The sequence below is a fragment of the Variovorax sp. 350MFTsu5.1 genome, from assembly GCF_048302515.1.
Lineage (GTDB): Bacteria > Pseudomonadota > Gammaproteobacteria > Burkholderiales > Burkholderiaceae_C > Variovorax > Variovorax guangxiensis.
The window spans coordinates 5,243,196-5,267,132 of record NZ_CP157620.1; the positions used below are offsets into that span (position 1 = coordinate 5,243,196).

Genomic DNA, 23,937 nt, shown 5'->3' on the forward strand with positions numbered 1-23,937 from the left:
CCATCCCATGAAGGCCTTCGCATGACGAAGACGACCGCCCCGACGACGCGCGTGGCCGTGATCGGCGTCGGCATCATGGGCTCGGCCATCGCGCGCCGTCTGCTCGGCTGCGGCCACCGGGTGAGCGTGTTCGACCTCGATGCCGCCAAGGTCGCGGCGCTGGCAGAACACGGCGCGATCGCTGCCGCCACGGCGCGCGAGGCAGCCGGTGCCAGCGACTTCGTCATCACCAGCCTCAACTCGGCCGCGGTGGTGGAGCGCGCCATCTTCGGCGAGCACGGCATCGCCGCCGCCGTGCCGGCGGATGCGCAGCGGCTGCTGATCGACATGTCGTCCATCGACCCTCCTTCCACGCGCCGGCTCGCGCAGTCGCTGCGCGAGCGCACGGGCATGGGCTTCGTCGATGCGCCGCTCTCGGGCGGCGCGCCCAAGGCGCTGCTCGGCCAGCTCACGGTGATGGCCGGCGGCAGCGCCGAAGACGTGCAGCGCGCACGCGCCGTGATGGACAGCCTGTGCGCCAACTACACCCACATGGGCGAAAGCGGCGCGGGCCAGACCACCAAGCTGGTCAACCAGCTGCTGTGCGCCATCGGCTTCCAGGCAGTGGCCGAAGCGGTGCGGCTGGCCGAGGCCGGCGGCGTCGATGCCTCGAAGCTGCCCGCGGCGCTCTCCGGCGGACGTGCCGACAGCCAGATCCTGCGCGAGTTCGGCCCCAAGATGGCCGCGCGTGACTACTCGCCCACCGGCCGCATCGACAACATGCTCAAGGACCTCGAGGCGGTGCAGGCCTTCTCGCAGGGCCAGCGGCTTCCGCTGCCACTGGCGGGCGCCGTCTCGGAGCTGCATCGCGCCTTCGTCGCGGCCGGGCTGGGCGCGCACGACACGGCCGAGATGATGCGGCAGTTCAGCGGCTACGAACGCGGCTGAACGGTCCGCCGCCGTCATCGCACAGATTCGACACAGGAAAGAGAGAAGCCATGTTCATCCGCTGCGCGTTCTTCAGGGGCCGGGTCAAGCCCGGCATGGAAGAAGCCTTCGACCGCCACGTGCACGAGAAGCTCGTGCCGCTGTGGACCCGCTTTCCCGGTGCACTCGAGGTGCGCGTGCTGCGCCAGCTGGAAAGCGACGTGAGCGATCCCGAACTGGCGATGGTGCTGTCGATCCGCTACGCGAGCCGCGAGGACATCGCCCGCGCTCTCGAATCGCCCGTGCGCTACGAAAGCCGCGAAGTGTCGAAGAAGCTGTTCGAGATGTTCGACGGCACGGTCTTCCACACCGTGTTCAGCGCCGAGGAGTTCGCGCTCGCGAACGCTTCCTGACGGGCGGCTTCTTCACTTCCTTCTTCGCTTCCTTGCCCTCTTCCTTTTTCTTCTGCGGCGCCTTGCCATCGAGGTCCGCCAGCTCCCACACGCCGCCGGCCGCCGACACCAGCGCATGCGCGCTGTTGATCAGCCCGATGTGCGAGAAGGCCTGCGGAAAATTGCCCAGCTGCCGCTGAGCCACCGGGTCGTATTCCTCGGCGAAGAGGCCCAGGTCGTTGCCCAGCGCCAGCAGCCGCCTGAAGAGAGCGCGCGCCTTGCGCACCTTGCCCATGGCCACGTACACGTTCGCCAGCCAGAAGCTGCACGCCATGAACGCGCCCTCGCCGCCGCCGAGCCCGTCCACGCCTTTCTCGGTGCGGTAGCGGTACACCAGCCCGTTGAAGACCAGCTCCTTCTCGATGCGCGCGACCGTGCCCTGAACGCGCTCGTCATGGATCGGCAGGAAGCCGATCAGCGGCATCCACAGCAGCGCCGCGTCCACCGTGTCGGCGCCGTAGTACTGCACGAACGAGTTGCTCGACGCGTCGTAGCCGCGCGCGCAGACCTCGGCGTGGATCTGGTCGCGCGCCTCGCGCCAGCGTTCGATGGGGCCTTCGAGCCCGTATTCCGTGGCGCTCGCGATCACGCGGTCGAAGGCCAGCCAGCACATGATCTTGGAATGCACGAAGTGGCGGGGCTCGCCGCGCACCTCCCACAGGCTGCAGTCGGGCTCCCGCCAGAGTTCCATCAGCTGCTTCGCGATGGCGCGCTCCAGCGGCCACAGCTTGTCCATGTCCGACAGGCCGGCCTTGCGCGCCGCATGGAAGGCCGCGATGACCGAGCCGTACACGTCGAGCTGGCGCTGCCCGTGCGCGCCGTTGCCGATGCGCACCGGGCGGCTGTCCTCGTAGCCGCGCAGCCAGCCCAGCTCGAGTTCGGTGAGCGAGCGTTCGCCGTGCAGGCCGTACATCACCTGCAGTTCCTCGGGCGACCCGCCGACCGCACGCATCAGCCACCAGCGCCATGCGCTGGCCTCCTCGACGTAGCCCGAGCCGATCAGCGCGTAGAGCGTGAGCGCCGCATCGCGCAGCCAGCAGAAGCGGTAGTCCCAGTTGCGCTCGCCGCCGGGCAGCTCGGGCAGCGAGGTGCTCGGCGCGGCGACGATACCGCCGGTCGGCTCGTAGGTCAGCGCCTTGAGCGTGAGCAGCGAGCGCATCACCGGTTCGCGGAATTCGCCGTGGTAGCCGCAGCGATCGGTCCACGCACTCCATTCGGCGACTGTGCGCGCCAGCAGCGCGTTGGCATCGCGCGTCACCGGCGGCTTCAGGTGCGAGGGAAACCAGTCGAGGCTGAACGCGATGGACTGCCCCGCCGACACGGTGAAGTCGGCGAAGCTCGCGAAGTTCTCGTTGACCAGCGGCACGCCGGAGCTGATGCGCACCGAATCCGGCCCGGCCGTGGCGAACACCGCGCCATCGCGCCGCTCCATCCACGGGCACCACTCGCCGTAGTTGAAGCGGATGCGGAACTCGGTGTGCATGCTCACCGTGCCCCGTACGCCCCGCACGATGCGCACCACCTCGTGCGTGCCGTCCAGCGCGGGGCGAGGCATGAAGTCGGTGACGACGGCCACGCCCGTGCCGGTACGAATCGTGGTCTCCAGCACAACGGTGCCGGGAAGGTAGCGCCGCGAGACGCGCGCCTTGCGGTCGCGCGCGCACATGGTCCAGTGGCCGTTGCGCTCGTCGCCCAGCAGACTGGCGAACATCGCGGCCGAGTCGAAGCGCGGCAGGCACAGCCACTCGATGTCGCCGCCCAGATGCACCAGCGCCGCGCTGTGGGTCGAGCCGATGAGCGCGTATTCGCCGATGGGGCGGCTGGCCTGCAGCCTTGAAGAGGGTTGCTTGTTGCGGGTCTTTGGCAAGACTCCGAGTTTTCGTGCCCTCGCAAGCGCCCTGCGCCGGAGGCGAGCGCGCCTGGCTGACGGACAACGCCTATTCAGCGCATCCTTCTAGGGTCTGTTCACACTATTTCCGGGGTCGCGAAGGGCAGCCAGGGCGGGCCAATCAAGGCGCGTGACGACGCGTGTGCATGCGCACACGCTAGGAGCGCAACGCCGAGTGGCCCGCCCTGGCTGCCCTTCCCGCAGGGTTGGTGCTCCAAGGGGCCGTCTGCGGCGTTGCCCGCGCTTGCAAGGCGCCAGCCTTACTGCGCACGCGCGCCTTGCAGCCAGCCCCTTGGAGCACCAACGCGACCCCGGAAATAGTGTGAACAGACCCTAGAGCACATCCTTCAGCTTCGCCCGCAGCCTGCTGATCGCCTGGCTGTGCAGCTGGCACACCCGCGACTGGCTCACTTCGAGGATGGCGCCGATCTCGCGCAGGTTCAGCTCCTCCTCGTAGTAGAGGTTCAGCAGCAGCTGGTCGCGCTCGGGCAGCGCCGAGATGGCGTCCACCAGCTGGTGGCGGAAGCCGCTTTCCAGCAGTTGCTCCAGCGGATCGTCGCTGCTGCGCCGGTCCTTGCGGGCGTCCTGCGAGTGGCTGTCGAGAAAACCGTTGTCGGCGTCGTCCTTGGAGAAGTCTTCCACATACAGCAGCTGGCAGCCCTGGATCTCCTGCAGCAGCGACTGGTAGGCTTCGATGTCCATCTTCAGTTCCCGGGCGATCTCCCCTTCGGTGGGAGCGCGCCCGAGCCTGTGGCCCAGCGCCTGCATCGCCTTCTCGATGCCGCGCGCCGACTGGCGCAGGCCGCGCGAGCCCCAGTCGGCGGCACGCAGCTCGTCGAGCATGGCGCCGCGGATGCGCTGGCTCACGAAAGTCTCGAACTGCGCGCCGCGGTTGTCCTGGTAGCGCGCGGATGCGTCAAGCAGGCCGAGCATGCCGGCCTGGATCAGGTCGTCCAGCTCCACGCTGGCCGGCAGCTTCGCCATCATCTGCAGCGCGATGCGGCGCACCAGCGGCTGGTGCTGCGCGAGCAGGTGCGATTTCTCGATGGTTCCTTGTGCGGTGTACATGGCCGTCGTGCGTCCTTCCTCGGTGCGGAGCCGGCGGCTCAGGCCACGGCCTGCAGCGGGGCTGCCTCGGGCCATGGCCACTGGTCCATCTCGCCCGCGGCGCGGCGGAAGTCGACCGCCGCATGGCTCGCGGGAAAGGCCTCGGCGATGGTCTTCTTCAGCCGCCATGCGTCGGAGACGAGCGGATCGAAGCGCACCCATCCCGCCGCCCGCAGCGACAGCGCGAGGTAGCGGCTGCCGGCATGGGCGAGGTTGTTCATGATCTGGCGCGCGGCCTGCACGTCGACCACGCCGTTGAGCAGGAAGCGCATCTGCTTCAGGCCGTGGGCGTGGTGCAGGCGCTTGATGCCCGCGTAGGCCGAGGTGACCGAGGCCGGATGCGGCTGCAGCACCAGCAGCAGGTCGTCCGCGCACTGCGCGAGCGGCGACAGCCGGCCCTCGCCGTCGAAGGCCGCGTCGATGACGACCACGCCGTCGTGCCAGAACCTGCGCGGGTCGGCCGCGCCTTGCGATGTTCCTCTTGCAGCCGCGGGCGGCGCCGGCAGCACATGCACCCCGCAGGCCATGCGCACCTCGGCGCCGTCCAGCGTGAGGCGCCCGGCCGCGACGTCGACAAGGCCGCCCAGCGGGTCGATGTCCCAGACCTCGCAGGCCGAGCCCTCGGCGCGGCAATGCTCGTCCAGCAGCAGCACGTTGCGGCCCTGCCCCACCAGCGCCACGGCGAAGTTCATCGCGGCGGTGGTGCCGCCCGCGCCGCGCCCCATGCCGGCCACCGCGAGCACGCGCGCCTGCGTCGGCGCGAGCAGGCGCCGGAGGCCGTCCGCCTGATCCGCAACCAGCTTGTTCATCGCAGCGCCCTCAATCCTGCCGTTCCAGCTTCTGCGGCGTCTCCAGCGCACGGGGCGACTGCACCGGCGCGGTCGATTCGGTGCCGAGCGCGTCCAGCAGCAGGAAGAGCTTGCCAAAGCCCGCGTAGAGCGCGCTGCCGCTCATGGCGCGGCCGTTGCGTGCGGGGCGGCCGGTGAGCTGGCCCATCAGCGCGCGGGCACGGTCGGCCCATTCGCCTTCGGCCTGCAGCAGGCGCCACACGGTGGTGGTCATCTGCCCGGCGATCAGCAGCCGCTTCATGATGTCCGGGTCGCCCAGCTCGCCGATGCCGCCCACCAGTTGCACGCCGTCGCGCAGCAGGCGGAAGCAGGGCTCCGCATCCACGGCCCAGCCCAGCCACTGCGCGAGCTGCGGCGCGGAAACCTCGGTGCCGACGTTCGACAGCGCATGGCTCAGCGCCAGTACGTTGCCGCTGCGCGCATCGACCACGCGCGTGGCGATGCAGCGCAGCGCCGGCATCTCGTCGCGTGCGATGCCCGCCGCCATCGCGGCGGCATTGAAGCGCAGCACCACGTCGGCATGCGCCACGGCGAGCAGCGCCGCCTTGCCTCGGAAGCGCACGGGGCGCTCCTCGGCGAACTCGAAATCCATGCGCGCGAGCGTGTCGGGAGAGCCGGTGCGCGAATCGATCACGGCCGTGGAACCCGGCGCGCGCGCCAGCCAGCGCTGGCCCGCGGCCTGCCACTGCACCATGGCCTCGACGCCGGGCAGCCGCGTCAGCAGATGGACCATCGGGCGATGGCCGAAATCCTGCTGGCGCAGCCATGGCACCTGGCGTGCACCGGGCTTCCGCGCGGCGTCCTTGGTGCCGCGCGTGGCCGCCGTCGAAAGCCACTGGTTGGGCGCCGCCATCGGCAGGCCCGTGCGGTCCGACAGCAGGAGGCTGCCATGGCATTCGTAGGCATCGCCGCCTTCGTTCGAGCGCAGGCCGACCTGTCCGCACAGCGCGAGCACGTAGCTCTCGCAGCCTGTGGCCGCTTCGCTGCGCGCATGCACCAGCAAGTCCTGCAGCACGGCCTTCTGGCCCGCCTCCTCGTCCGTGGCCTGGCGCCACAGCGTACGTGCGCGCTCGAAGCCGATCTGCGAGCCGGCCAGCGCGCTCGCGGTGGTGGCGAGCTCCTGCGCATCGTGCGCCATCGCGCGGATCAGGTTCTGGTACTTCAGGCGCAGCAGGTCGGTCTCGCCCTGCGCCTTCTGCACCGCCTGCTGCGAGGCGGCGCCCGAAGCGGCGTCTTCCTGCAGGTCGCTCTCGGCAGGCACGAACAGCGGACTGTGCTGGCGCGGCTGGAACACGCTGTCCACCAGCTGCGCGCGGTCGGCCTGCATCAGGTTCTCGGGCACCTTCTGGCCGCTGGAGATGTAGTGCACCGGCAGGCGGTGGCGGATCACGGTGTCGATCAGCGCGCCCGGGTGCGTGGCCTCGTCCACCTTGGTGAAGATGCAGCCGGCAAGCTCGTTGCCGTGGCGGTAGGCGTGCACCACCTCGTTGAGCGTGTCGCCGTGGCTGGTGGCGTTGAGCAGCAGCAGCTTCTTCACCGGCCTCGGGCTCTGGCCCAGCATGGCGATCTGCTCGGGCACGGCGCGATCGCGCTGGCTCATGCCGACGGTGTCGATCAGCACCATGTGCTTCTCGCGCAGGTCGCGCAGTACCAGGTGCAGGTCGGCGGCGTCCTTCACCGCGTACACCGGCACGTTGAGGATCTGGCCGTAGATGCGCAGCTGCTCGTAGGCGCCGATGCGGTAGCTGTCGGTGGTCACCAGCGCGAGCTTGTCGGCGCCGAAGCGCATCACGCAGCGCGCGGCCAGCTTGGCGGTGGTGGTGGTCTTGCCCACGCCGGTCGGGCCCATCAGCGCATAGACGCCGCCCTGGGCGAACAGGGCATCCTCATCTTCGTGCACGGGCACGGCGCGGATGAGCTCCGAACGCACGTAGGCCATGCCTTCTGCGTAAGTGCGCCCGGTGGGCAGCTTCTCGAGCATGGCCTTGGAAAGCCGCGCGCTGAAGCCCGCGCCCAGCAGCGTGCGCAGCAGGCGGCCGCGCACCGGGTCGCGGCGCTGCCTGTCGTTCCATACCACGCTGGCGAGCTGTTCCTCGATCATGCCGCGCATGGAATGCAGCTCTTCGAGCACCGTGTCGGCGGGGGCCGGGACGGGTGCTGCAATCGGCGCAGCGGCTGCGACGGGCGCAACGGGCGCAACGGGAGCAGGCACCGGCGGCATCGGCATCGCATGCGCGACCGGCGCCGGCACAGCAACCGGTGCCGCCACGACCGGTGCAGCCACGGGCTTCGCAGGCGCACTGCCCTGCTGCACCACGCCCTGCACTTCGCCCTCGACCATGGCGACGATCTCCACGCCTTCGGCGGTGACGCGATGCGAGAGCACGATGGCGTCGGCGCCCAGCGCCTCCCTGACGAGTCGCAGGGCTTCGCGGCTGGTGGCCGCGACGAATTTGCGCGCAGTGGCGCGCACGTCTGTCTGTTGGGGGGAATTCAACCTCGTCCTCCGATGGCGGTGGTGACCTTGATGGTTCGGGAATCAGGAATCTCTGCGTGCGACAGCACCTTGAGCTGCGGCAGGCTGCGCCGCAGGAAGCGCGACAGCAGCACGCGCAGCGCGTGCTGCACCACCAGCACGGGCGCGAGGCCCATCTGCTCCTGGCGGGTGATGGCGGCCTGCGCCTGCCGCAGCAGGTTGTCGGCGATGCCGGGTTCGATGCCGCTGCTGTTGGTCAGCGCCTGCTGCAGCACGCCGTCGAGCGAGCCGTCCAGGCCGATGACCTGCATCTCGCTGTCGCCCGGGAAGAGCTGCTGCGTGATCGCGCGGCCCAGTGCCAGGCGCGTGAGCGTGGTGAGCTCGGTCGGGTCCTTCACGGTCGGCGCGTGCTCGGCCATCACGTCGAGGATGGTGCGCATGTCCCGGATCGGCACTTCCTCGTCGAGCAGGTTCTGCAGCACCTTGTGCAGCGTGCTGAGCGACAGCACCTTGGGCACCAGGTCTTCCGTGAGCTTGGGCGCGGTCTTGGCGATCTGGTCGAGCAGCTGCTGCACTTCCTGGCGACCCAGCAGCTCGGCGGCATGCGTCTGTATGAGGTGGTTCAGGTGCGTGGCCATCACCGTGCAGGCGTCGACCACCGTGTAGCCGTACACCTGCGCCTGCTGGCGCAGGCTCGCGTCGATCCATGTCGCGGCGAGGCCGAAGGCCGGGTCGCGCGTGGGCGTGCCGGGCAGCGTGCCGCTGACCTGCCCCGGGTTGATGGCCATCCACTGGTTGGGGAAGGCTTCGCCGCGGCCGATCTCCACGTCCTTCAGCGTGATGACGTAGGTGTTGGGCTTGATCTCCAGGTTGTCGCGGATGTGCACCACCGGCACAAGGAAGCCGACTTCCTGCGCGATCTTCTTGCGGATGCTCTTGATGCGACCCAGCAGCTCGCCCTGCTGCGACTGGTCCACCAGCGGAATGAGCCGGTAGCCGACCTGCATGCCCAGCGGGTCGACCATGGCCACGTCGTCCCAGGTGGCCTCCGCCGTCTCTGCGGAAGACGCGGCGAGGTTCGCGGCCTGCGCGGCGGCCGCCTCCTGCGCGGCCTGCTGCTTCGGCTTGCGCTGCAGCAGCCCGCGGCCAAGCCACACCAGGCCGCCCGCGATCAGCAGGAACGCCAGGTTCGGCATGCCCGGGATCATGCCCAGCAGCCCGACGATGCCGGCCGTGAGAAACAGCACCTGCGGGTTGGAGAAGAGCTGGCCCGTGAGCTGGCTACCCACGTCCTCGTCGGTGGTCACGCGCGAGACGATCACGCCCGCGGCGGTGGAGATCACCAGCGCCGGGATCTGCGCCACCAGGCCGTCGCCGATGGCCAGCAGCGTGTAGGTCTTGCCGGCGGTGGAGAAGTCCAGCCCGTGCTGCACCATGCCCACCACCAGGCCGCCGATGATGTTGATGACCATGATGAGCAGGCCCGCGATCGCGTCGCCGCGCACGAACTTGCTGGCACCGTCCATCGAGCCGTAGAAGTCGGCTTCCTGCGCCACCTCGGTGCGGCGCTTGCGAGCCACGTCCTCGCCGATCAGGCCGGCGTTGAGGTCGGCGTCGATGGCCATCTGCTTGCCGGGCATCGCGTCGAGCATGAAGCGCGCGCCCACCTCGGCGATGCGGCCCGCGCCCTTGGTGATCACCATGAAGTTGATGAGCACGAGGATGATGAAGACCATCACGCCCACAGCGAAGTTGCCACCCACGAGGAAGTGCCCGAAGGCCTCGATCACCTTGCCCGCCGCGTCGGCGCCGGTGTGGCCGTTCATCAGCACCACGCGCGTGGAGGCCACGTTCAGCGACAGGCGCAGCAGCGTGGAGAACAGCAGCACCGCCGGGAAGGCCGCGAAGTCCAGCGCCTTCATCGTGTACATGCTCACCAGCAGCACCATCACCGACATGGCGATGTTGAAGGTGAACAGCAGGTCGAGCAGGAATGGCGGCAGCGGCAGCACCATCATGCTCAGGATCATGATGATGAGGATCGGACCGGCCAGCCCCTTGAGCTGCGAGCCCGGGAAGAAGCGCGCGGGCAAGCGCATCAGGTTTGTCATCGCGTTCATGCGGCAAGCTCAGCCGCATCGGCGGCGGTGTATTGAAGATCTGCGGGAACCGGCAGGTCGGTGGGCGTGCGCGGCGCTTCGCCGCCTTCGGCCCTCCAGCGCCGAAGCTGGTAGACCCAGGCGAGCACCTCGGCCACGGCGGTGTAGAGGCCTGCCGGAATCTCGTCGCCCAGCTTCGTGTGCCTGTAGAGGGAGCGCGCGAGCGGCGGCGCTTCGAGGATCGCCACCTTGTGCTCCTTCGCCAGTTCGCGGATGCGCGCGGCCACGAGCTCGGTGCCCTTGGCCACCACGCGGGGGGCGCGCATGCCGCCCTCCTGGTACTTGAGCGCCACGGCGAAGTGCGTGGGGTTGGTCAGCACGATGTCTGCCTTGGGCACCTCGGACATCATCCGGCGGCGCGCCATCTGCTGCTGCTGGCGGCGGATCGCGGCCTTGATGTGCGGATCGCCTTCGCTTTCCTTGTGCTCCTGGCGCACGTCCTCGCGCGACATGCGCAGCTTGCGGTAGTAGCTCCAGAGCTGGAAGGGCACGTCGATCAGCGCCACCAGGAACAGCGTCGCGGCGATCAGCACGCAGTGCCTGGCCACCAGCACGACCGCATGCGGCAGCGCGTACTGCGCGGGCTGCGCCATCAGGGCCATCAGGGTGCCGATGTCCCTCGACACCACCCACCAGGCCACGCCGCCGATGAGCGCCGACTTGGCCAGCGCCTTGAGCAGCTCGGCAAGCGACTGCGAGGAGAACATGCGGCCGATGCCGGCCAACGGGTTGAGCTTGCCGAAGTTCGGCGCCACCGACTTGGTGGAGAAGAGCCAGCCGCCGAGCATCATCGGCGCGACCACGGCTGCGACGATCATCATCGCGAACATCGGGCCGATGGCGCCCAGCGCCTGCATCGACATCAGCCCGGTGCGGGCCAGCATGTAGGAAGGGTCGAAGGCTGCCGCGCGGTCGAACTGCAGTCCCATGCGCAGCGCGCCGTTCATGCTCGTGCCGAGCGACTCCGACGCGAGCCACAGGCCGGCACAGGCCGTGCCCAGCATGACGAAGGTGGTGAGCTCGCGGGAACGGGCTACGTTGCCTTCCTCGCGGGCCTTTTCAAGGCGCCGCTCGGAGGCGGGTTCCGTTTTCTCGAGATCGCTTTCCTCAGCCATTCATGCTCCGAACCAGCAGTGGCGAAGTACGCCTTGCTCATGGCCAAATTATTGAATTCGACCCTCCGGAACAATCTGTCGATCAGGGCCCTGATAGCCCTGCAATTCGGACAATAGAAAGGGGCCGGCAGGCCCCTTGAGATCAGAAGCCGAGGCTCTCCAGCAGGTCGTCGACCTGCGCCTGGTCGGTGACGGCATCGGGGTTGCCGGGCTTGACCTGCGGGCCGTTCTGCAGGCTCTGCGCGGCCTCGTGGCGCTTCTCGGGTGCCGAGTTGTCGATGAGCACCTGCAGCAGCTGCGTCTCGACGTCGTTGACCACTTCCATCATCTTCTTGATGACCTGGCCCGTGAGGTCCTGGAAATCCTGCGCCATGAGGATCTCCATGAGCTGCGAGTTGATCGCGCTCGCGCGCTCGGGCACGCCGTCGAGGTAGCCGCGCGTGTCCAGCACGAGTTCGCGCGCGTGGTCGAGCTCGATGGGATTCTTGAACCACTCGTCCCAGCGCTTGCTCAGGCCCTTGGCATCGGTGGACAGCGCTTCCTGCAGCGGCTGGGCCACGTCGATGGCGTTGAGCGCGCGGTGCGCCGCGCGCTCGGTGGTGGCGGCCACGTAGCTCAGGCGGTCGCGCGCATCCGGAATGGCCTGCGCGGCCCTGGCCACCTGCTTGTCGAGGCCCAGCTCGCGCAGGCCTTCGCGCAGCTGGCGCGTGAGCTGGCCGATGCGGCCCAGCAGTTCTTCCGTGGTGTTCGCGGGTTCCGCGACGGCAGCGGCGGCGGTGTTCTGGCTCATGTCAGGCCGCTTCCTTCGCGAGTTTCTCGAAGATCTTGGTGAGCTTTTCTTCGAGCGTTGCCGCGGTGAAGGGCTTCACCACGTAGCCGTTGGCGCCGGCCTGGGCCGCCGCCACGATGTTCTCCTTCTTCGCCTCGGCCGTGACCATCAGCACCGGCAGCTTCTTGAGCTCGGGGTCGGCGCGGATGGTCTGCAGCATGGTCAGGCCGTCCATGTTGGGCATGTTCCAGTCCGACACCACGAAGCCGAAGTTGCCGCCGCGCAGCTTCTCGATGCCGGCGGCGCCGTCCTCGGCTTCGTCCACGTTGTGGAACTCCAGCTCCTTCAGCAGGTTGCGCACGATGCGGCGCATGGTCGGGAAGTCGTCCACAACCAGGATTTTGATGCTCTTGTCGATCACGATATTTCCAACTCCAAGGTCGTTTTCTTTTCTCTCAAACTCGGTTCGTACGTTCACCGAACGTGCGAAGGTGCGCCAGCACGCGGCGGCCGACTTCGGCCAGGGGCGACACGTCGTCCACCGCGCCCAGCGCGATGGCCTCGCGCGGCATGCCGAAGACGACGCAGCTGGCTTCGTCCTGCGCCAGCGTGTGGGCGCCGGCGCGCCGCATGCGCAGCAGGCCCTCGGCACCGTCCTTGCCCATGCCGGTCAGGATGATTCCGATGGCGTTCTTGCCGGCATGCTTGGCGGCCGAATCGAACAGCACGTCGATGGACGGCCGGTGGCGGTTCACCGGCGGCTCCTGGTCGAGGTGCGCCACGTAGTTGGCGCCGCTGCGCGCGAGCGACAGGTGGTAGCCGCCGGGCGCGATGTAGGCATAGCCCGGCAGCACGCGCTCGCCGTGCTCGGCTTCCTTCACGTTGATGCGGCACAGGCCGTCCAGGCGCTGCGCGAACGAGCGCGTGAAGCCCGCGGGCATGTGCTGCGCGATCATCACGGCCGGCGAGTCGGGCGGCAGCGGCTGCAGCACTTCGCGGATGGCCTCGGTGCCGCCGGTGGAGGCGCCGATGATGATGAGCTTCTCGGTACTCAGCAGCGGGCTGCGCAGCAGCGATTCCTGCGGCGCCTCGCCGCCGGGGCGCGCCGCGGCGGCGTGTCGGGCGGGCAGCAGGCGTGCGCTTGCCGCGGTGCGGATCTTGCCGGCGATCAGTTCGGTGTAGTTGAGCAGGCCGTCGCGCACACCGAGGCGCGGCTTGGTCACGAAGTCGATGGCGCCCAGCTCGAGCGCGCGCAGCGCGATCTCCGAGCCGCGCTCGGTGAGCGAGGAAACCATGACCACCGGCATGGGCCGAAGCCGCATGAGCTTCTCGAGGAATTCGAGCCCGTCCATGCGCGGCATTTCCACATCGAGCGTGAGCACGTCGGGGTTGGTGACCTTGATGAGGTCGCGCGCCACCAGCGGGTCGGCCGCCGTGCCCACCACCGTCATGTCGGGCTGGCTGTTGATGATCTCCGTCATCACGCTGCGGATGAGCGCCGAGTCGTCGACGCACAGCACCTTGATCTTCTTCACGCTCACAGGTTTCCTTTGTTATCGGCAGCCGATGCAGCGCGCGAGCCGGACAGTCTGCGCAGCAGCTCGCCCTCCTCGTGCTGCACCTGGCGCACTTCTGTCTGCGCGCGCAGCTTGCGCACGATGGCCTTTCCCGTCGCCGGCACGAAGCACACGCGGCGCGCATGCGGCCCGCGCAGGTCCTGCGCGGCGACCTCGATGCGCTCGTTGCCCAGGTAGCGCAGCACGAAGTCGGCGTTGCGGTCGCCGATGTTGAGCGTGGTCATGTTCGCCAGCACCGCGCCGCCGCCGAAGACCTTGGCCTTGAGCCGGTCGCGGCGCGCGCCCGCGCGCACCAGCTCGCGGATCAGCACGTCCATGGCGTAGGTGCCGTAGCGCATCGATTCGGTGGCGTCGCGCGTGCCGGCCGAGGCGCCGGCTTCGCCGTCGTCGGGCAGCATGAAATGGTTCATGCCGGCCACGCCCGCCTCGCGGTCGTGCAGGCAGGCGGCCACGCAGGAGCCCAGCACCGTGCTGAGCGCGGTGTTGCTCGATGTCACGTAGTACTCGGAGGGCAGCAGCTTCACGGCCATCATTCCGACGTCGCGGTCGAAATAATGATGGCTCGCCACCGAGCCCGGGGCGGCCGCATTCGAGGCCGCGCTCATGAGGAAGCACCCGCGGCACGCGAGCGCGCCAGCTCGTACACGGTCTGGCCCAGCGGGCGGAAGGCCTGGTTGACCAGCGAGGCGTTCTCCGAATGCCCGGCGAACAGCAGGCCGTCGGCCTTGAGCAGCGGCGCGAAGCGGTCGAGCACCTTCTTCTGCGTCGGCTTGTCGAAATAGATCATCACGTTGCGGCAGAAGATCGCGTCCACCGGCTCCTTCACCACCCAGGCGCTGTCGAGCAGGTTGAGCCGCGAGAACTTCACCATCGCCGCCACCTCGGGCCGCACACGCACCTTGCCCGCGTTGGAGCCGGTGCCCTTGTTGAAGAAGCGCCGCAGCCGCTCGGGCGCGAGCCTGCGCACCTGCTCCGCGGTGAAGACGCCGGCGGAGGCCTTGGCCAGCACCGCCGTGTCGATGTCGGTGGCGATCACGCGAGAGGCCGCGGCCTTGTCGCCCAGCGCCTCCATCAGCGTGATGGCGATGGAATAGGGCTCCTCGCCCGTCGATGCAGCCGCGCACCACACGGTGACGGGCTGCTTCGCCTTGCGCACGTGCTCGGCCAGCGTCGGGAAGTGATGCGCCTCGCGGAAGAACGAGGTGAGGTTGGTGGTCAGCGAGTTGATGAAGAGCTGCCACTCCTCGCCGTCCTGGCGCTGTTCGAGCCAGTCGAGGTACGAGGCGAAGTCGGGCAGCTGCAGCTCCCTCAGCCGGCGCGAGAGGCGGCTGTAGACCATCTGCCGCTTCTGCTCGCCCAGGGCGATGCCGGCGCGGCGATGGATGAGGGTGCGCACGCGCGAGAAGTCGCTGTCGGTGAAAAGGAACTCGGTGGTCACGGCCAGCCTGGAAGGTTGGCTTTCAATGTACATAGCGGCCACCGTTTCCAATGGACCGATCAGACGCGCAAATGCCCCGCACTTTCGGCACTCCGGCCGCGGCTTGCTTCATTGCTCGCTCGCGGCGGGGCTGGCGCCCTGCGCCCACACCAGCGCGGAGAGCTGGGCGGCATTGACCTGCGCCGGGCTCAGGAACAGCGCCTCCGACAGGCGCGCCGCCTGCCCGTCGTCGAGCTCGCAGCTCTCGGCCAGCGCCACGAAGGGGCCGTAGAGGCCGCCGCGCGAAAGAATGGCCTGCTGCACCGCCTCGGTGAGCTGCACCTTGCGCAGCACGCCTTCCATCGACACGCCCAGCAGCTGGTCGAGCAGCGAGAACATGCCCGCCACGAAAAGGTTGTCGGCCTCGCTGGCAGGCAGCATGCCCTGCCCCACCAGTTCGACGAAGCGCCCGCGCAGGATGGCCTTCTTCATCATGTAGGGCGAGCCCGCCTTGTTGCTGGTGGCCAGCAGCAGCGAGAGCCAGCGGTACAGCGGCGAATAGCCGAGCATGGCGACCGCGTGGCGCAGCGAATGAATCTCCACCGCCATGCCCACCGCGGGCGAGTTGATGTAGCGCAGCAGGCGGTAGGTGAGCGCGGCATCGTGCTTGAGCGCGGCCTCGATCACGCGCAGGTCTTCGTTGCGCTGGAGCATCTGCATCAGCTGCACGATCAGCAGCGACTCGGGCTGCAGCGCGTCTTCGGTCTCGAGCACCGGCGGGTTGCGGAAGGCGCCGTCGATGAACACGTTCACGCGCCGCGACGCACAGGCATCGAACTCGATCCAGTCTTCCACGCGCGAGGCCACCGGCTCCACCGGCGGGTGGCCCAGCTGGGCGTCCTGGCGCAGGCGCGCGACGGTGTCCACGTCGTTCGCGCCGACTTCGAGGTGGGTGACGATGGAGCGCAGCTCCGGGTCTTCAGGCAGTACGGTGCCTGCGCACTGCATGAAGCCGAAGCCCTGCTCGCGCAGGAACAGCAGGATGGAGCGCAGGTCGGCGTCCATCAGTTCGTCCGCGCGCATGCACAGCACCACCTGCTGCGGCGGCAGCGACTGGAGCTCGCTCTGGAAGAGCGCGTCGACCGTCACGTCGACGAACAGCAGCTGCGATCCCAGCAGCCAGCCTTCGTCGCCAGGGTTGAGGTGCATGGCGAGCGTGTCCATGAGCGCCTTGACGCCCGCTGCGCCGCACGCATCGGAAGCCGCGCCGGCGGCGCGCCAGGCCATGCGATAGCCGATCACGCGCCTCTGCGCGTCGAGCAGCATCGCGTAGGCCAGGTGGCCTTCGCAGCCGGCCTCGGGCTGGATGGAGGCGCCGGTTTCGGCGCCGGCGCCTTCGGAAGCGCGACGGAAGAAATCAAACCGCATTCAGCTGTCTCCGTCGGATGTCAGAGTGCAATGGCGTCGGTCCTCCGGGCCGCGCCCGCGAGCGCGGCCGCACTCGCGGCCTGCGCGCGCTGGATGCGCGGCATGGCGCCCACGTCGATGATGAAGGCCACGCTGCCGTCGCCGAGGATGGTCGCGGCGGAGATGCCGGGCACCTTGCGGTAGTTGGTCTCGAGGTTCTTCACCACCACCTGGTGCTGTCCGAGCAGCTCGTCCACCAGCAGCGCGAAGCGGCTGTCGTCGGCCTGCACGATCACCAGGATGCCTTGCGTGGGGTGCGTCTGCGCGCCGGCCACGTCGAACACGCGGTGCAGCTCGATGAGCGGCAGGTACTCGCCGCGCACGCGGATCACGTGGCCGTCGGCGGTGATGGAATGCAGGTGCTCCGGCAGCGGCTGCAGGGACTCGATGACGTAGCTCAGCGGCAGGATGTAGGCCTCGCTGCCCACCTTGACCGACATGCCGTTGAGGATGGCCAGCGTCAGCGGCAGCACGATGCGCGTGGTGGTGCCCTGCCCGCCGCGCGAGTGGATCTCGACGTGGCCGCCCATTTCCTGGATGTTGCGCTTGACCACGTCCATGCCCACGCCGCGGCCCGAGATGTCGGTGACCTGCTCGGCGGTGGAGAAGCCGGGCGCGAAGATGAGCTGCCACACCTCGTCGTCGGGCATGGTTTCGCTCACCGGCAGGCCCTGCTGCATGGCCTTGGCAAGGATGCGCTCGCGGTTGAGGCCCGCGCCGTCGTCGCTCACCTCGATCACGATGTTGCCGCCGTGGTGCTGCGCCGACAGCAGCAGCTGGCCGGTGGCGTCCTTGCCCTTGGCCAGGCGCACCTCGGGCGTCTCGATGCCGTGGTCGAGGCTGTTGCGCACCAGGTGCGTGAGCGGGTCGACGATGCGCTCGATCAGGCCCTTGTCTAGCTCGGTTTCCTTGCCGTAGGTGTCCAGGCGGACCTGCTTGCCCAGCTTGGCGCTCACGTCGCGGATGACGCGCGGGAAGCGGCTGAACACGTAGTCCATCGGCATCATGCGGATGGACATGACCGATTCCTGCAGGTCGCGTGCGTTGCGCTCCAGGTGGCCCAGGCCGCTGAGGAAGCGCTCGTAGGCCACCGGGTCGAGCATGGTCGCGGCCTGCGTGAGCATCGACTGGGTGATGACGAGCTCGCCCACGAGGTTGATGAGCTGGTCGACCTTCTCGACGTCGACGCGTATCGAGCTGGATTCCTTGGCGGCGGCGGACGAAGCGGCTGCCGTGGTGGGCGCCGAGGGTGCGGGAGAAGGCGCGGGTTGCGGCTTCGCGGCTTCCACGATCGCGGCGGGCTCGGGCTCGGGCTCGGGCTCGGGCGCGCGCGCGGGTGCGGCCACCGCTGCCGGAGCTTCGGCAACCGCTTCGTGCGTGATGTCGATCTGCGATTCGTCGATGACGAAGCAGCAGACGGCGACGATGTCGTCTGGCGAGCAGGTGGTTTCGAGCAGCACTGTGAGCTGGTCGTTGCTGCGCGTGCTCGAGAGCACCTTGCCGAGATTGGCCAGCTCGCCGGTCAGCAGCTCGCATTCGCTTTCCGACAGGCGGGCGAAGCGGACGCGCAGCGCGCCGCCGCCCTTGCCGGCGGCGGCATCGGCCGGCGCAGCCACGGGCTCGGAGGCCGCCACAGGCGCGGGAGCCGGCGCTGGAGCCGGCGCTGGAGCCGGAGCGGGCGCGGGTGCCGCCGCACTTGCGTCACCGCTTTCGAGCGCGAGTTGCTGAAGCACGCCACAGATGTGCGCGACCATGTCCGGGTCCGGCTCGTTGCCTGCCTGGTAGGCGGTGAGTTGTTCTTGCAAGGCGTCCTTCGTTTCCAGGAATGCATCGATCATCCGGCCGGTCAGACGCAGCCGCCCATGGCGGGCGCGGTCCAAAAGCGACTCGAGAACGTGCGTGGTGTTGGTAAGGGCAGTGAAACCGAAAGTCGCTGCGCCGCCCTTGATGGAGTGCGCCGCGCGGAATATGGCGTTGAGCTGTTCGCTGTCGGGGGCGTCGACATCGAGTTCCAGCAGGAGCTGCTCCATCTCGGCGAGCAGTTCGATGGCTTCGACGAAGAAGGCTTGGGTGAATTGACTGAGGTCCATCTCGTGTCTTTGTGTGTTTCTTGTTTTTGTGCCGTCTGCTGCCGTGCATCCGTTCAGTCCGCCTTCGCGGCCGCCTTGCCGATGCGCAGCCCGCCGACGGGCTCCGCGCTGTTCTCGCGCTCGATGCGTTCCTGGGTCCGGTGGTTGAGCAGGATGATGCTGATGCGCCGGTTGATCGGGTTGCGCGGATCGGCCTTGTCCAGGTGCATGCTGTCGGCCAGGCCGATCACGCGCAGCACCTTGCCCTCGGCCATGCCGCCGGCCACGAGTTCGCGCCTCGAGGCATTGGCCCGGTCTGACGACAGCTCCCAGTTGCCGTAGGACCGGTCGTTGGTGTAGACGATGGCGTCGGTGTGGCCCGACAGGGTGATCTTGTTGGGCAGGCCGTTGAGCGCCGGCGCAAGCTCGCGCAGGATGGCGCGCATGTGCGGCACCACGCGCGCGCTGGCCAGCTCGAACATCGGGCGGTTCTCGGTGTCGACGATCTGCAGGCGCAGGCCCTCGGTGGTGATGTCGATGAGGATCTGGGAGCGGAACTGCTGGAACACAGGGCTCTTCTCGATCAGCGCGTCGAGATTTCTCTTCATCTCGGCGAGGCGGCTGGCGTCGGCCTCATCCTCGCTCGCGGTCTCGGTGAGCTTGACCTCGCCCTCCACGTGCACCGGGTCGGCGCCTCCGCCGGGGATCATGCTGGTGCTGAGGCTGGACTTGTCGCCGCCGGTGAGCGCCACGCGCAACGGCATGCGGAAGTGCTCCGCGATGCCTTCGCGCTGCTTGGTGCTGGAGATGGAGAGCAGCCACATCACGAGGAAGAAGGCCATCATGGCCGTCATGAAGTCGGCATAGGCGATCTTCCAGCCGCCGCCGTGCGCGCCGCCGTGCTTGCCCTTGTGGACGTGCTTGAAGATGACTCTTGGCTTGTCGTCGCTCATGATCGCTGGCTGCTCTGTGCTGGCTCGTGCGATGGGCGCGTCAGCGCGCCTTGACTTCGCGGACGTGGTCGTCCAGCTCGGTGAACGAGGGGCGCTCTGTCGAGAACAGCACCTTGCGGCCGAACTCCACCGCGAGCTGAGGCGCGTAGCCGTTGAGGTTGGCCAGCAGCGTGACCTTGGCGCACTGGTAGATCTTCATGCCTTCTTCCACCTTCTGCTCGATCAGCGAGGCCAGCGGCGAGACGAAGCCGTAGGCCAGCAGCACGCCGAGGAAGGTGCCCACCATCGCGTGAGCGATCAGCGCGCCCATTTCGGAGGGCGGCAGGTTGGCGGAGCCCAGTGCGTGCACCACGCCCATCACGGCCGCGACGATGCCCAGCGCGGGCAGCGCGTCGCCCACGCGCGAGAGGCTGTGGCCGGGTACCGCGGCCTCGTGGCGGATGGTCTCGATCTCGTGGTCCATCAGCGCCTCGATCTCGTGCGCATCGGTGTTGCCGCTGATGACCAGGCGCAGGTAGTCGCACAGGAAGACGGTGATGCCCTCGTGCGCCATGATGTTCGGATAGCGCGTGAAGATCTCGCTCTGGGAAGGGTCTTCCACGTCGGTCTCCAGCTTCATCATCCCTTCCTTGCGGGCCTTGGCGAGCAGCTCGTACAGCAGCGCGAGCAGGTCCATGTAGAGCTGGCGGTTGTGCTTGGAGGTGCGCAGCAGCAGGGGCAGCTCCTTGATGGTGGCCCTGATGGTCTTGCCGTTGTTGCCGGCGATGAAGGCGCCCAGCGCCGAGCCGCCGATCATGAGCAGTTCGACCGGCTGGAACAGGACGCCGAAGTGCCCGCCCATGAGGCCGTAGCCACCGAAGACGGCACCGATCACCACGATGTATCCAACCAGAACCAGCACGCGCTTCCCCTATCGCCCAGCGGGCGTCGAATCAACAAACCCCTGGCGGCCATGGCCGCCGGCGGGGCACTTTTCCTAGACGGCGCCGCCGATGTCCATCACCGGCGCCACCGCGACGAGCCCGCCGCGGCGGCGCTCTGGCGCCTTGGGCTTGCGTGCCTTGCCCGCGCGCGAAGGCGGACGGCACAGCACGCACACGTATCCGTTCTTGTTGTCGTGCGCATGCGCCACGAAATGGCCGCCGCAGCGACAGCAGGTGCTCAGCTGCAGCATGTCGCTGTCGAAGAAGCGGACCATGGTCTCGGCGCGGGTGAAGTCGAGCACCACCTCGCCACCGTTGGCCTCGACCTGCTGCGTATAGAGCCGGTAGGCCTTGATGAGCGCGGGCAGCTCGTTCTCGTCCGCCTCGTCGAGCATGAACCGGTAGATGTTGTAGAACATCGACGAGTGGATGTTGGCCAGCCACGTCATGTACCAATCGGTGGAGAACGGCAGCAGGCCCTTGGGCGGAGAGACGCCCTTGAGTTCCTTGTAGAGGCGGATCAAGCGCTCGCGGCTCAGCGTGACCGCGGCTTCCAGGAACTGCAGGCGCGCGCCGAGGCCGATCAGCTCGATCGCGAGCTGGACCTGCCGCACCTCGCCCAGGACGCTCTTGCTGGTCACGCCGCGCTCGCTCCGCGCATCTGCGCCTGCGACTGTGCCTGCGCCTGGCGCGCGGCCATCAGGATCGACATATGCGCCTGCTGCAGCGCGGGCTCCTTGCCCTCGCCGACCACCGCGAACATGGGGCGGTCGTCCAGCCGGAAGCTGCACAGCAGGAAGTTGGACGCGGCCAGCTTCACGATCTGGCTGAGCGACATGTTCGCCAGCAGATCGGCCAGCTCACGGCCCACGCCGAGGCGGAACATGGCCTCGGCCCTGTCCTGCTTCACCAGCTTCTGCGCCAGCAGCATATAGGCCAGATTTATCTCGCCGATTTCCCTCGAAATCACGCCGTTGGCGGTGATGTTGACGTTTTCCATCTCTGATCCCATTTCCGATTCAAAGCTCACTTCGTGCTCCTAACAATCGTGTATACATTATATACACAAAGTTTTACATGTTGAAGTGTTTTGTATGACATGAGGGTAAAAAAGGTAGGAGGCATCTGACAAGGCACTCCTCATCTCCCAATGGAGGCCCCGCGTTTACAGGTGTCAACCGTTTGGGTAACAAATGTTTCAGACGCCACCCAAAAAAGCGCGAATTTATTCGTCAGCAACATCGAATTGATAAACGCTATGGGTTTATTTAGTCCCGATGAAAGACCATTTGAACGAATTTCTCGATTCATGATTTCACATTGGTCCATCTGGTCAATTAGTCGCCTGCGCGACCCTCGAGGCGGTAGATCCACGCCATCACCTCCGCCACGGCGAGGTACAGCTGCGGCGGGACCTGCCTGTCCAGGTCGACCTGCATCAGGAGCTTCACGAGGTCGGCCGACGAGTGCACGTAAAGCCCGTGCTCGCGCGCCTCGCGCATGATCGATTCGGCGACCACGCCATAACCCTTGGCCACGACGACGGGCGCCCGCGTCTTGTCCGCATAGGACAGCGCGACGGCGCTGTTGCGGTTGTCGAGCACCTCGTTCATTGGAATACCTTCGTGCTTCGCACCGCGGTGCGAGCTTGCCTGGGGCGGCCCGGCGCGGCGCTCATAGCGCAACCTCCTTCGCGGCGACCAGCACCTGCTGCAGCTGCAGGCCCGCGGCGTCGAAACGCTTCGCGAGCCGGCCGGTGTCGCCGCGCAGGCGCGCCATGGTCGAAGCCTCGCGCGCGAACAGATGCGCCTGCACGGCCTGGCCGTCGAGGCTCAGCCGCAAGTCGACCTCGCCAAGCTTCGGCAGCTCCAGCGAGACCGTGGTCGACCAGCGGCGCGCACCCTCTTCCTCGGCCACCGCGCCCTCGCGCGCCTCGGACCGGGCCTGTTGTTCTTCCTCCACAGTCCAGCTCATCGGCACGTCGGGCCAGGCATGGCCGTTCCAGCGGAAGACCGAGCTGGCCAGCAGATCGAGCTGCTGGTGCACCAGCGTGACGGCCTGGGGATGGATCACTTCGCCGCCGCGCAATGCCGGCAGGGCCGTGGCGCTGTCGGCCTGGCGCGCGGATTCGCTGGCGCGGTGCGCGGGCATCGAATCGAAGCCGCCGCCGGGCGATGCGCTCTCGGGTTGCCGATAGGCGGCCTGCACCCGCGCCGCGTCGTTCGCCGCGGCTTGCTGTTCCAGAGTCTGCGGTTTGCCTTGCGAGGAGGAGACACCGGCGTCCTGCGGCTGCCCTGCTGTGGCCGGCGCCTGTGGCGCGGCAACGCCCACCGCGCGGGCGCCGTCGCCCTGCACCGCCGGCACCTGAGCTTGCGCCACGAGCGAAGGCAGTGCATCCGGCGAATCGACGATCGCCGCCGTCGATGCGGCAGCCACCACCTGCGACGCGACCGATGCACCCGCCTGCGTCTTCGCGATCACCGGCACCGCCCACTGCGCCTGCGGCTCCTGCTTCATCTGCGCGAGCGTGCGGCCGCCGGCCGTGAACGACGCCAGGTGCGATTCATAGAAGAGCCCGCTGTCCGACACAGCCTGCGCCAGCGTGCCCGCCAGCGCCGCGGCGTTCACCGGCTGCGCGCGCGAAGGCATCAGGGGCACGGCGCCACGCACCGGCCCCGGTTGCGCCTGCAGGTCGGCGAGCACCGCGCCGATGACGCGCGCCGCCACCGACAGCCGCGTCTCCATCGAAGGCTGGGCGCCGGAGCCGGCATGGGGAGTACCGCCGGCAGCGGCACCCGGGATCTGCCTGTCGAGCGCCGCATTGGAAGGCAGCCTGACATCGTTCTCGACCTTGCCGATCGCCACCGCCGGCCCGGGCGCGCCGATGGTGGTCTCGGGCTTGATGCCGAGCACGTCCAGCCGCGGCGCGAGCCTTGCGGCCAGCAGCGCGTCGAGCAGTCCGGCGAGTCCAGTCATGGTGCGGTTTCTTCAGGTCGTCCGGCAGCCGCGCTCAGTGCGGCGGCCCGTAGGCCCTGCCGAGGTTCTTCTGCTGCGTGAGATATCCCATGCGGCTGATCAGGCTCTCGAGCTGCGGCTTGATGAGCCCCGACACCTCGGCCTGGTCGGAACGTATGCGCTCCAGCAGATCGAGCACATGCTCGACCTGCGTCGCGTCCAGCAGCTCGTGGGGCTCGATGGCCTTCAGGCGCTCCACCATCGCCGAGCAGCGGGCTTCGAGCGCGGGGAGCTGGCCCCACTCCTTGGCGCGCGCCAGCACCAGCATCGATGCGATGCCGGTGGCCAGCTCTTCGTAGCAATGAACGACCTCACTCCGGAATGCCATGTTTTTCTGTTTCTCTTGCGGTTGCATTTCAGCCACGGGCCCGGTCGTCGATCTCCCGCCAGGCGGAAGCGATGTTCTCGAGCAGCCGGTCGGCCTCGTCCAGGGCCAGCACGTCGTTGTGCAGGTTGGCGCGGAACAGCCGCTGCACGATGTAGTCGTACAGCGCCGAAAGGTTGGCCACCAGCTCGGCGCCGGCCTCGCCGGCCGCCTGGGCGTCGAGCCCGGCCTTCAGGCCGTTGTCGACGATGCCGATGGCCTTGGAGATCGCGTTGCCCTTGGCTTCGGTGTCGCCGGCGGCCATGTGGTGGCGCGCCATGCCGATGGCGGTCTTGGCGCCATCGAACAGCATCGTGATGAGCTGGTGCGGCGACGCGCTCATCACGCTGGTCTCGACACCGAGGCGCGCGTAGGCACCGGCACCTGTGCGCATGTTGTGGGGGGTGTACATCGGCTGGTGCTCCAGGTTCC

The 23,937-nt window shown here is 68.2% G+C and carries 23 protein-coding genes; 2 read left to right on the top strand and 21 right to left on the bottom strand.

Annotated features, from left to right (window positions below):
• Positions 1 to 21: 21 nt before the first annotated feature.
• Both ABL843_RS23760 and ABL843_RS23765 read left to right on the top strand, forming a co-directional pair.
• Positions 22 to 927 carry an NAD(P)-dependent oxidoreductase gene (locus ABL843_RS23760; protein WP_184641090.1) on the top strand — a complete coding sequence of 302 codons (906 nt, stop codon included), beginning with the start codon at positions 22 to 24 and terminating at the stop codon, positions 925 to 927.
• 50 nt (positions 928 to 977) lie between these two features.
• Positions 978 to 1,319, top strand: a complete 342-nt coding sequence (locus ABL843_RS23765) for a hypothetical protein (protein ID WP_126023335.1) — start codon at positions 978 to 980, stop codon at positions 1,317 to 1,319.
• Here ABL843_RS23765 and ABL843_RS23770 read toward each other — a convergent pair.
• The 21 genes from ABL843_RS23770 to fliS form a co-directional block, all read right to left on the bottom strand.
• Positions 1,282 to 3,225 carry a glycoside hydrolase family 15 protein gene (locus tag ABL843_RS23770; protein WP_418117566.1) on the bottom strand — a complete coding sequence of 648 codons (1,944 nt, stop codon included), beginning with the start codon at positions 3,223 to 3,225 and terminating at the stop codon, positions 1,282 to 1,284. The two genes, ABL843_RS23765 and ABL843_RS23770, sit on opposite strands and share 38 nt — an antisense overlap.
• 354 nt (positions 3,226 to 3,579) lie before the next feature.
• On the bottom strand, positions 3,580 to 4,314 hold the full coding sequence (locus ABL843_RS23775; RefSeq protein ID WP_126023334.1) for an RNA polymerase sigma factor FliA: 735 nt from the start codon (positions 4,312 to 4,314) through the stop codon (positions 3,580 to 3,582).
• Positions 4,315 to 4,352: 38 nt separating this feature from the next.
• Positions 4,353 to 5,162, bottom strand: a complete 810-nt coding sequence (locus ABL843_RS23780; protein ID WP_418117567.1) for a MinD/ParA family ATP-binding protein — start codon at positions 5,160 to 5,162, stop codon at positions 4,353 to 4,355.
• Positions 5,163 to 5,172: 10 nt separating this feature from the next.
• Positions 5,173 to 7,698 (bottom strand): flagellar biosynthesis protein FlhF, encoded by a 2,526-nt coding sequence (gene flhF / locus ABL843_RS23785; RefSeq protein WP_418117568.1) that lies wholly within the window; start codon positions 7,696 to 7,698, stop codon positions 5,173 to 5,175.
• Entirely contained in the window at positions 7,695 to 9,797 is a 2,103-nt protein-coding gene (gene flhA, locus ABL843_RS23790; RefSeq protein WP_184641085.1) for a flagellar biosynthesis protein FlhA, read from the bottom strand. The genes flhF and flhA overlap by 4 nt, the downstream gene beginning before the upstream one ends.
• Positions 9,794 to 10,951 (bottom strand): flagellar biosynthesis protein FlhB, encoded by a 1,158-nt coding sequence (gene flhB / locus ABL843_RS23795; RefSeq protein WP_184641084.1) that lies wholly within the window; start codon positions 10,949 to 10,951, stop codon positions 9,794 to 9,796. The genes flhA and flhB overlap by 4 nt, the downstream gene beginning before the upstream one ends.
• Before the next feature lie 142 nt (positions 10,952 to 11,093).
• The gene (gene cheZ / locus ABL843_RS23800) at positions 11,094 to 11,741 is read right to left on the bottom strand and encodes a protein phosphatase CheZ (RefSeq protein ID WP_126023329.1); all 648 of its coding nucleotides are present in this window, start codon (positions 11,739 to 11,741) and stop codon (positions 11,094 to 11,096) included.
• 1 nt (position 11,742) lies between these two features.
• Complete coding sequence (gene cheY, locus ABL843_RS23805; protein WP_126023328.1) at positions 11,743 to 12,141, bottom strand: chemotaxis response regulator CheY; 399 nt, start codon at positions 12,139 to 12,141, stop codon at positions 11,743 to 11,745.
• 34 nt (positions 12,142 to 12,175) lie between these two features.
• Positions 12,176 to 13,255 carry a protein-glutamate methylesterase/protein-glutamine glutaminase gene (locus ABL843_RS23810; protein ID WP_418117569.1) on the bottom strand — a complete coding sequence of 360 codons (1,080 nt, stop codon included), beginning with the start codon at positions 13,253 to 13,255 and terminating at the stop codon, positions 12,176 to 12,178.
• A 2-nt stretch (positions 13,256 to 13,257) separates the two neighbouring features.
• Positions 13,258 to 13,902 carry a chemoreceptor glutamine deamidase CheD gene (gene cheD / locus ABL843_RS23815; protein ID WP_126023326.1) on the bottom strand — a complete coding sequence of 215 codons (645 nt, stop codon included), beginning with the start codon at positions 13,900 to 13,902 and terminating at the stop codon, positions 13,258 to 13,260.
• Positions 13,899 to 14,735, bottom strand: a complete 837-nt coding sequence (locus tag ABL843_RS23820) for a CheR family methyltransferase (RefSeq protein ID WP_418117571.1) — start codon at positions 14,733 to 14,735, stop codon at positions 13,899 to 13,901. Before ABL843_RS23820 ends, cheD begins: the two co-directional genes overlap by 4 nt.
• 108 nt (positions 14,736 to 14,843) lie before the next feature.
• Positions 14,844 to 16,142, bottom strand: a complete 1,299-nt coding sequence (locus tag ABL843_RS23825; protein ID WP_418117572.1) for an EAL and HDOD domain-containing protein — start codon at positions 16,140 to 16,142, stop codon at positions 14,844 to 14,846.
• Between the two features lie 20 nt (positions 16,143 to 16,162).
• The gene (gene cheA / locus ABL843_RS23830; RefSeq protein WP_418117573.1) at positions 16,163 to 18,271 is read right to left on the bottom strand and encodes a chemotaxis protein CheA; all 2,109 of its coding nucleotides are present in this window, start codon (positions 18,269 to 18,271) and stop codon (positions 16,163 to 16,165) included.
• 53 nt (positions 18,272 to 18,324) lie between these two features.
• Positions 18,325 to 19,203 carry a flagellar motor protein MotB gene (motB, locus tag ABL843_RS23835; protein WP_126023322.1) on the bottom strand — a complete coding sequence of 293 codons (879 nt, stop codon included), beginning with the start codon at positions 19,201 to 19,203 and terminating at the stop codon, positions 18,325 to 18,327.
• Positions 19,204 to 19,243: 40 nt separating this feature from the next.
• The gene (motA, locus tag ABL843_RS23840; RefSeq protein WP_126023321.1) at positions 19,244 to 20,104 is read right to left on the bottom strand and encodes a flagellar motor stator protein MotA; all 861 of its coding nucleotides are present in this window, start codon (positions 20,102 to 20,104) and stop codon (positions 19,244 to 19,246) included.
• A 75-nt stretch (positions 20,105 to 20,179) separates the two neighbouring features.
• A complete protein-coding gene (flhC, locus tag ABL843_RS23845) occupies positions 20,180 to 20,767 on the bottom strand; it encodes a flagellar transcriptional regulator FlhC (protein ID WP_369661100.1) in 588 nt (195 codons plus the stop codon).
• A complete protein-coding gene (gene flhD, locus ABL843_RS23850) occupies positions 20,764 to 21,126 on the bottom strand; it encodes a flagellar transcriptional regulator FlhD (RefSeq protein WP_184641079.1) in 363 nt (120 codons plus the stop codon). Before flhD ends, flhC begins: the two co-directional genes overlap by 4 nt.
• A 337-nt stretch (positions 21,127 to 21,463) precedes the next feature.
• The gene (locus tag ABL843_RS23855) at positions 21,464 to 21,739 is read right to left on the bottom strand and encodes an EscU/YscU/HrcU family type III secretion system export apparatus switch protein (protein WP_126023319.1); all 276 of its coding nucleotides are present in this window, start codon (positions 21,737 to 21,739) and stop codon (positions 21,464 to 21,466) included.
• A 61-nt stretch (positions 21,740 to 21,800) separates the two neighbouring features.
• Positions 21,801 to 23,102, bottom strand: coding sequence for a flagellar hook-length control protein FliK (locus ABL843_RS23860; RefSeq protein WP_418117574.1), 1,302 nt, complete (start codon positions 23,100 to 23,102; stop codon positions 21,801 to 21,803).
• Between the two features lie 34 nt (positions 23,103 to 23,136).
• Positions 23,137 to 23,469 (bottom strand): flagellar protein FliT, encoded by a 333-nt coding sequence (locus ABL843_RS23865; RefSeq protein WP_221297679.1) that lies wholly within the window; start codon positions 23,467 to 23,469, stop codon positions 23,137 to 23,139.
• 28 nt (positions 23,470 to 23,497) lie between these two features.
• Positions 23,498 to 23,917: a flagellar export chaperone FliS gene (fliS, locus tag ABL843_RS23870; protein WP_184641077.1), complete on the bottom strand. Its 420-nt coding sequence runs from the start codon at positions 23,915 to 23,917 to the stop codon at positions 23,498 to 23,500.
• Positions 23,918 to 23,937 lie beyond the last annotated feature (20 nt).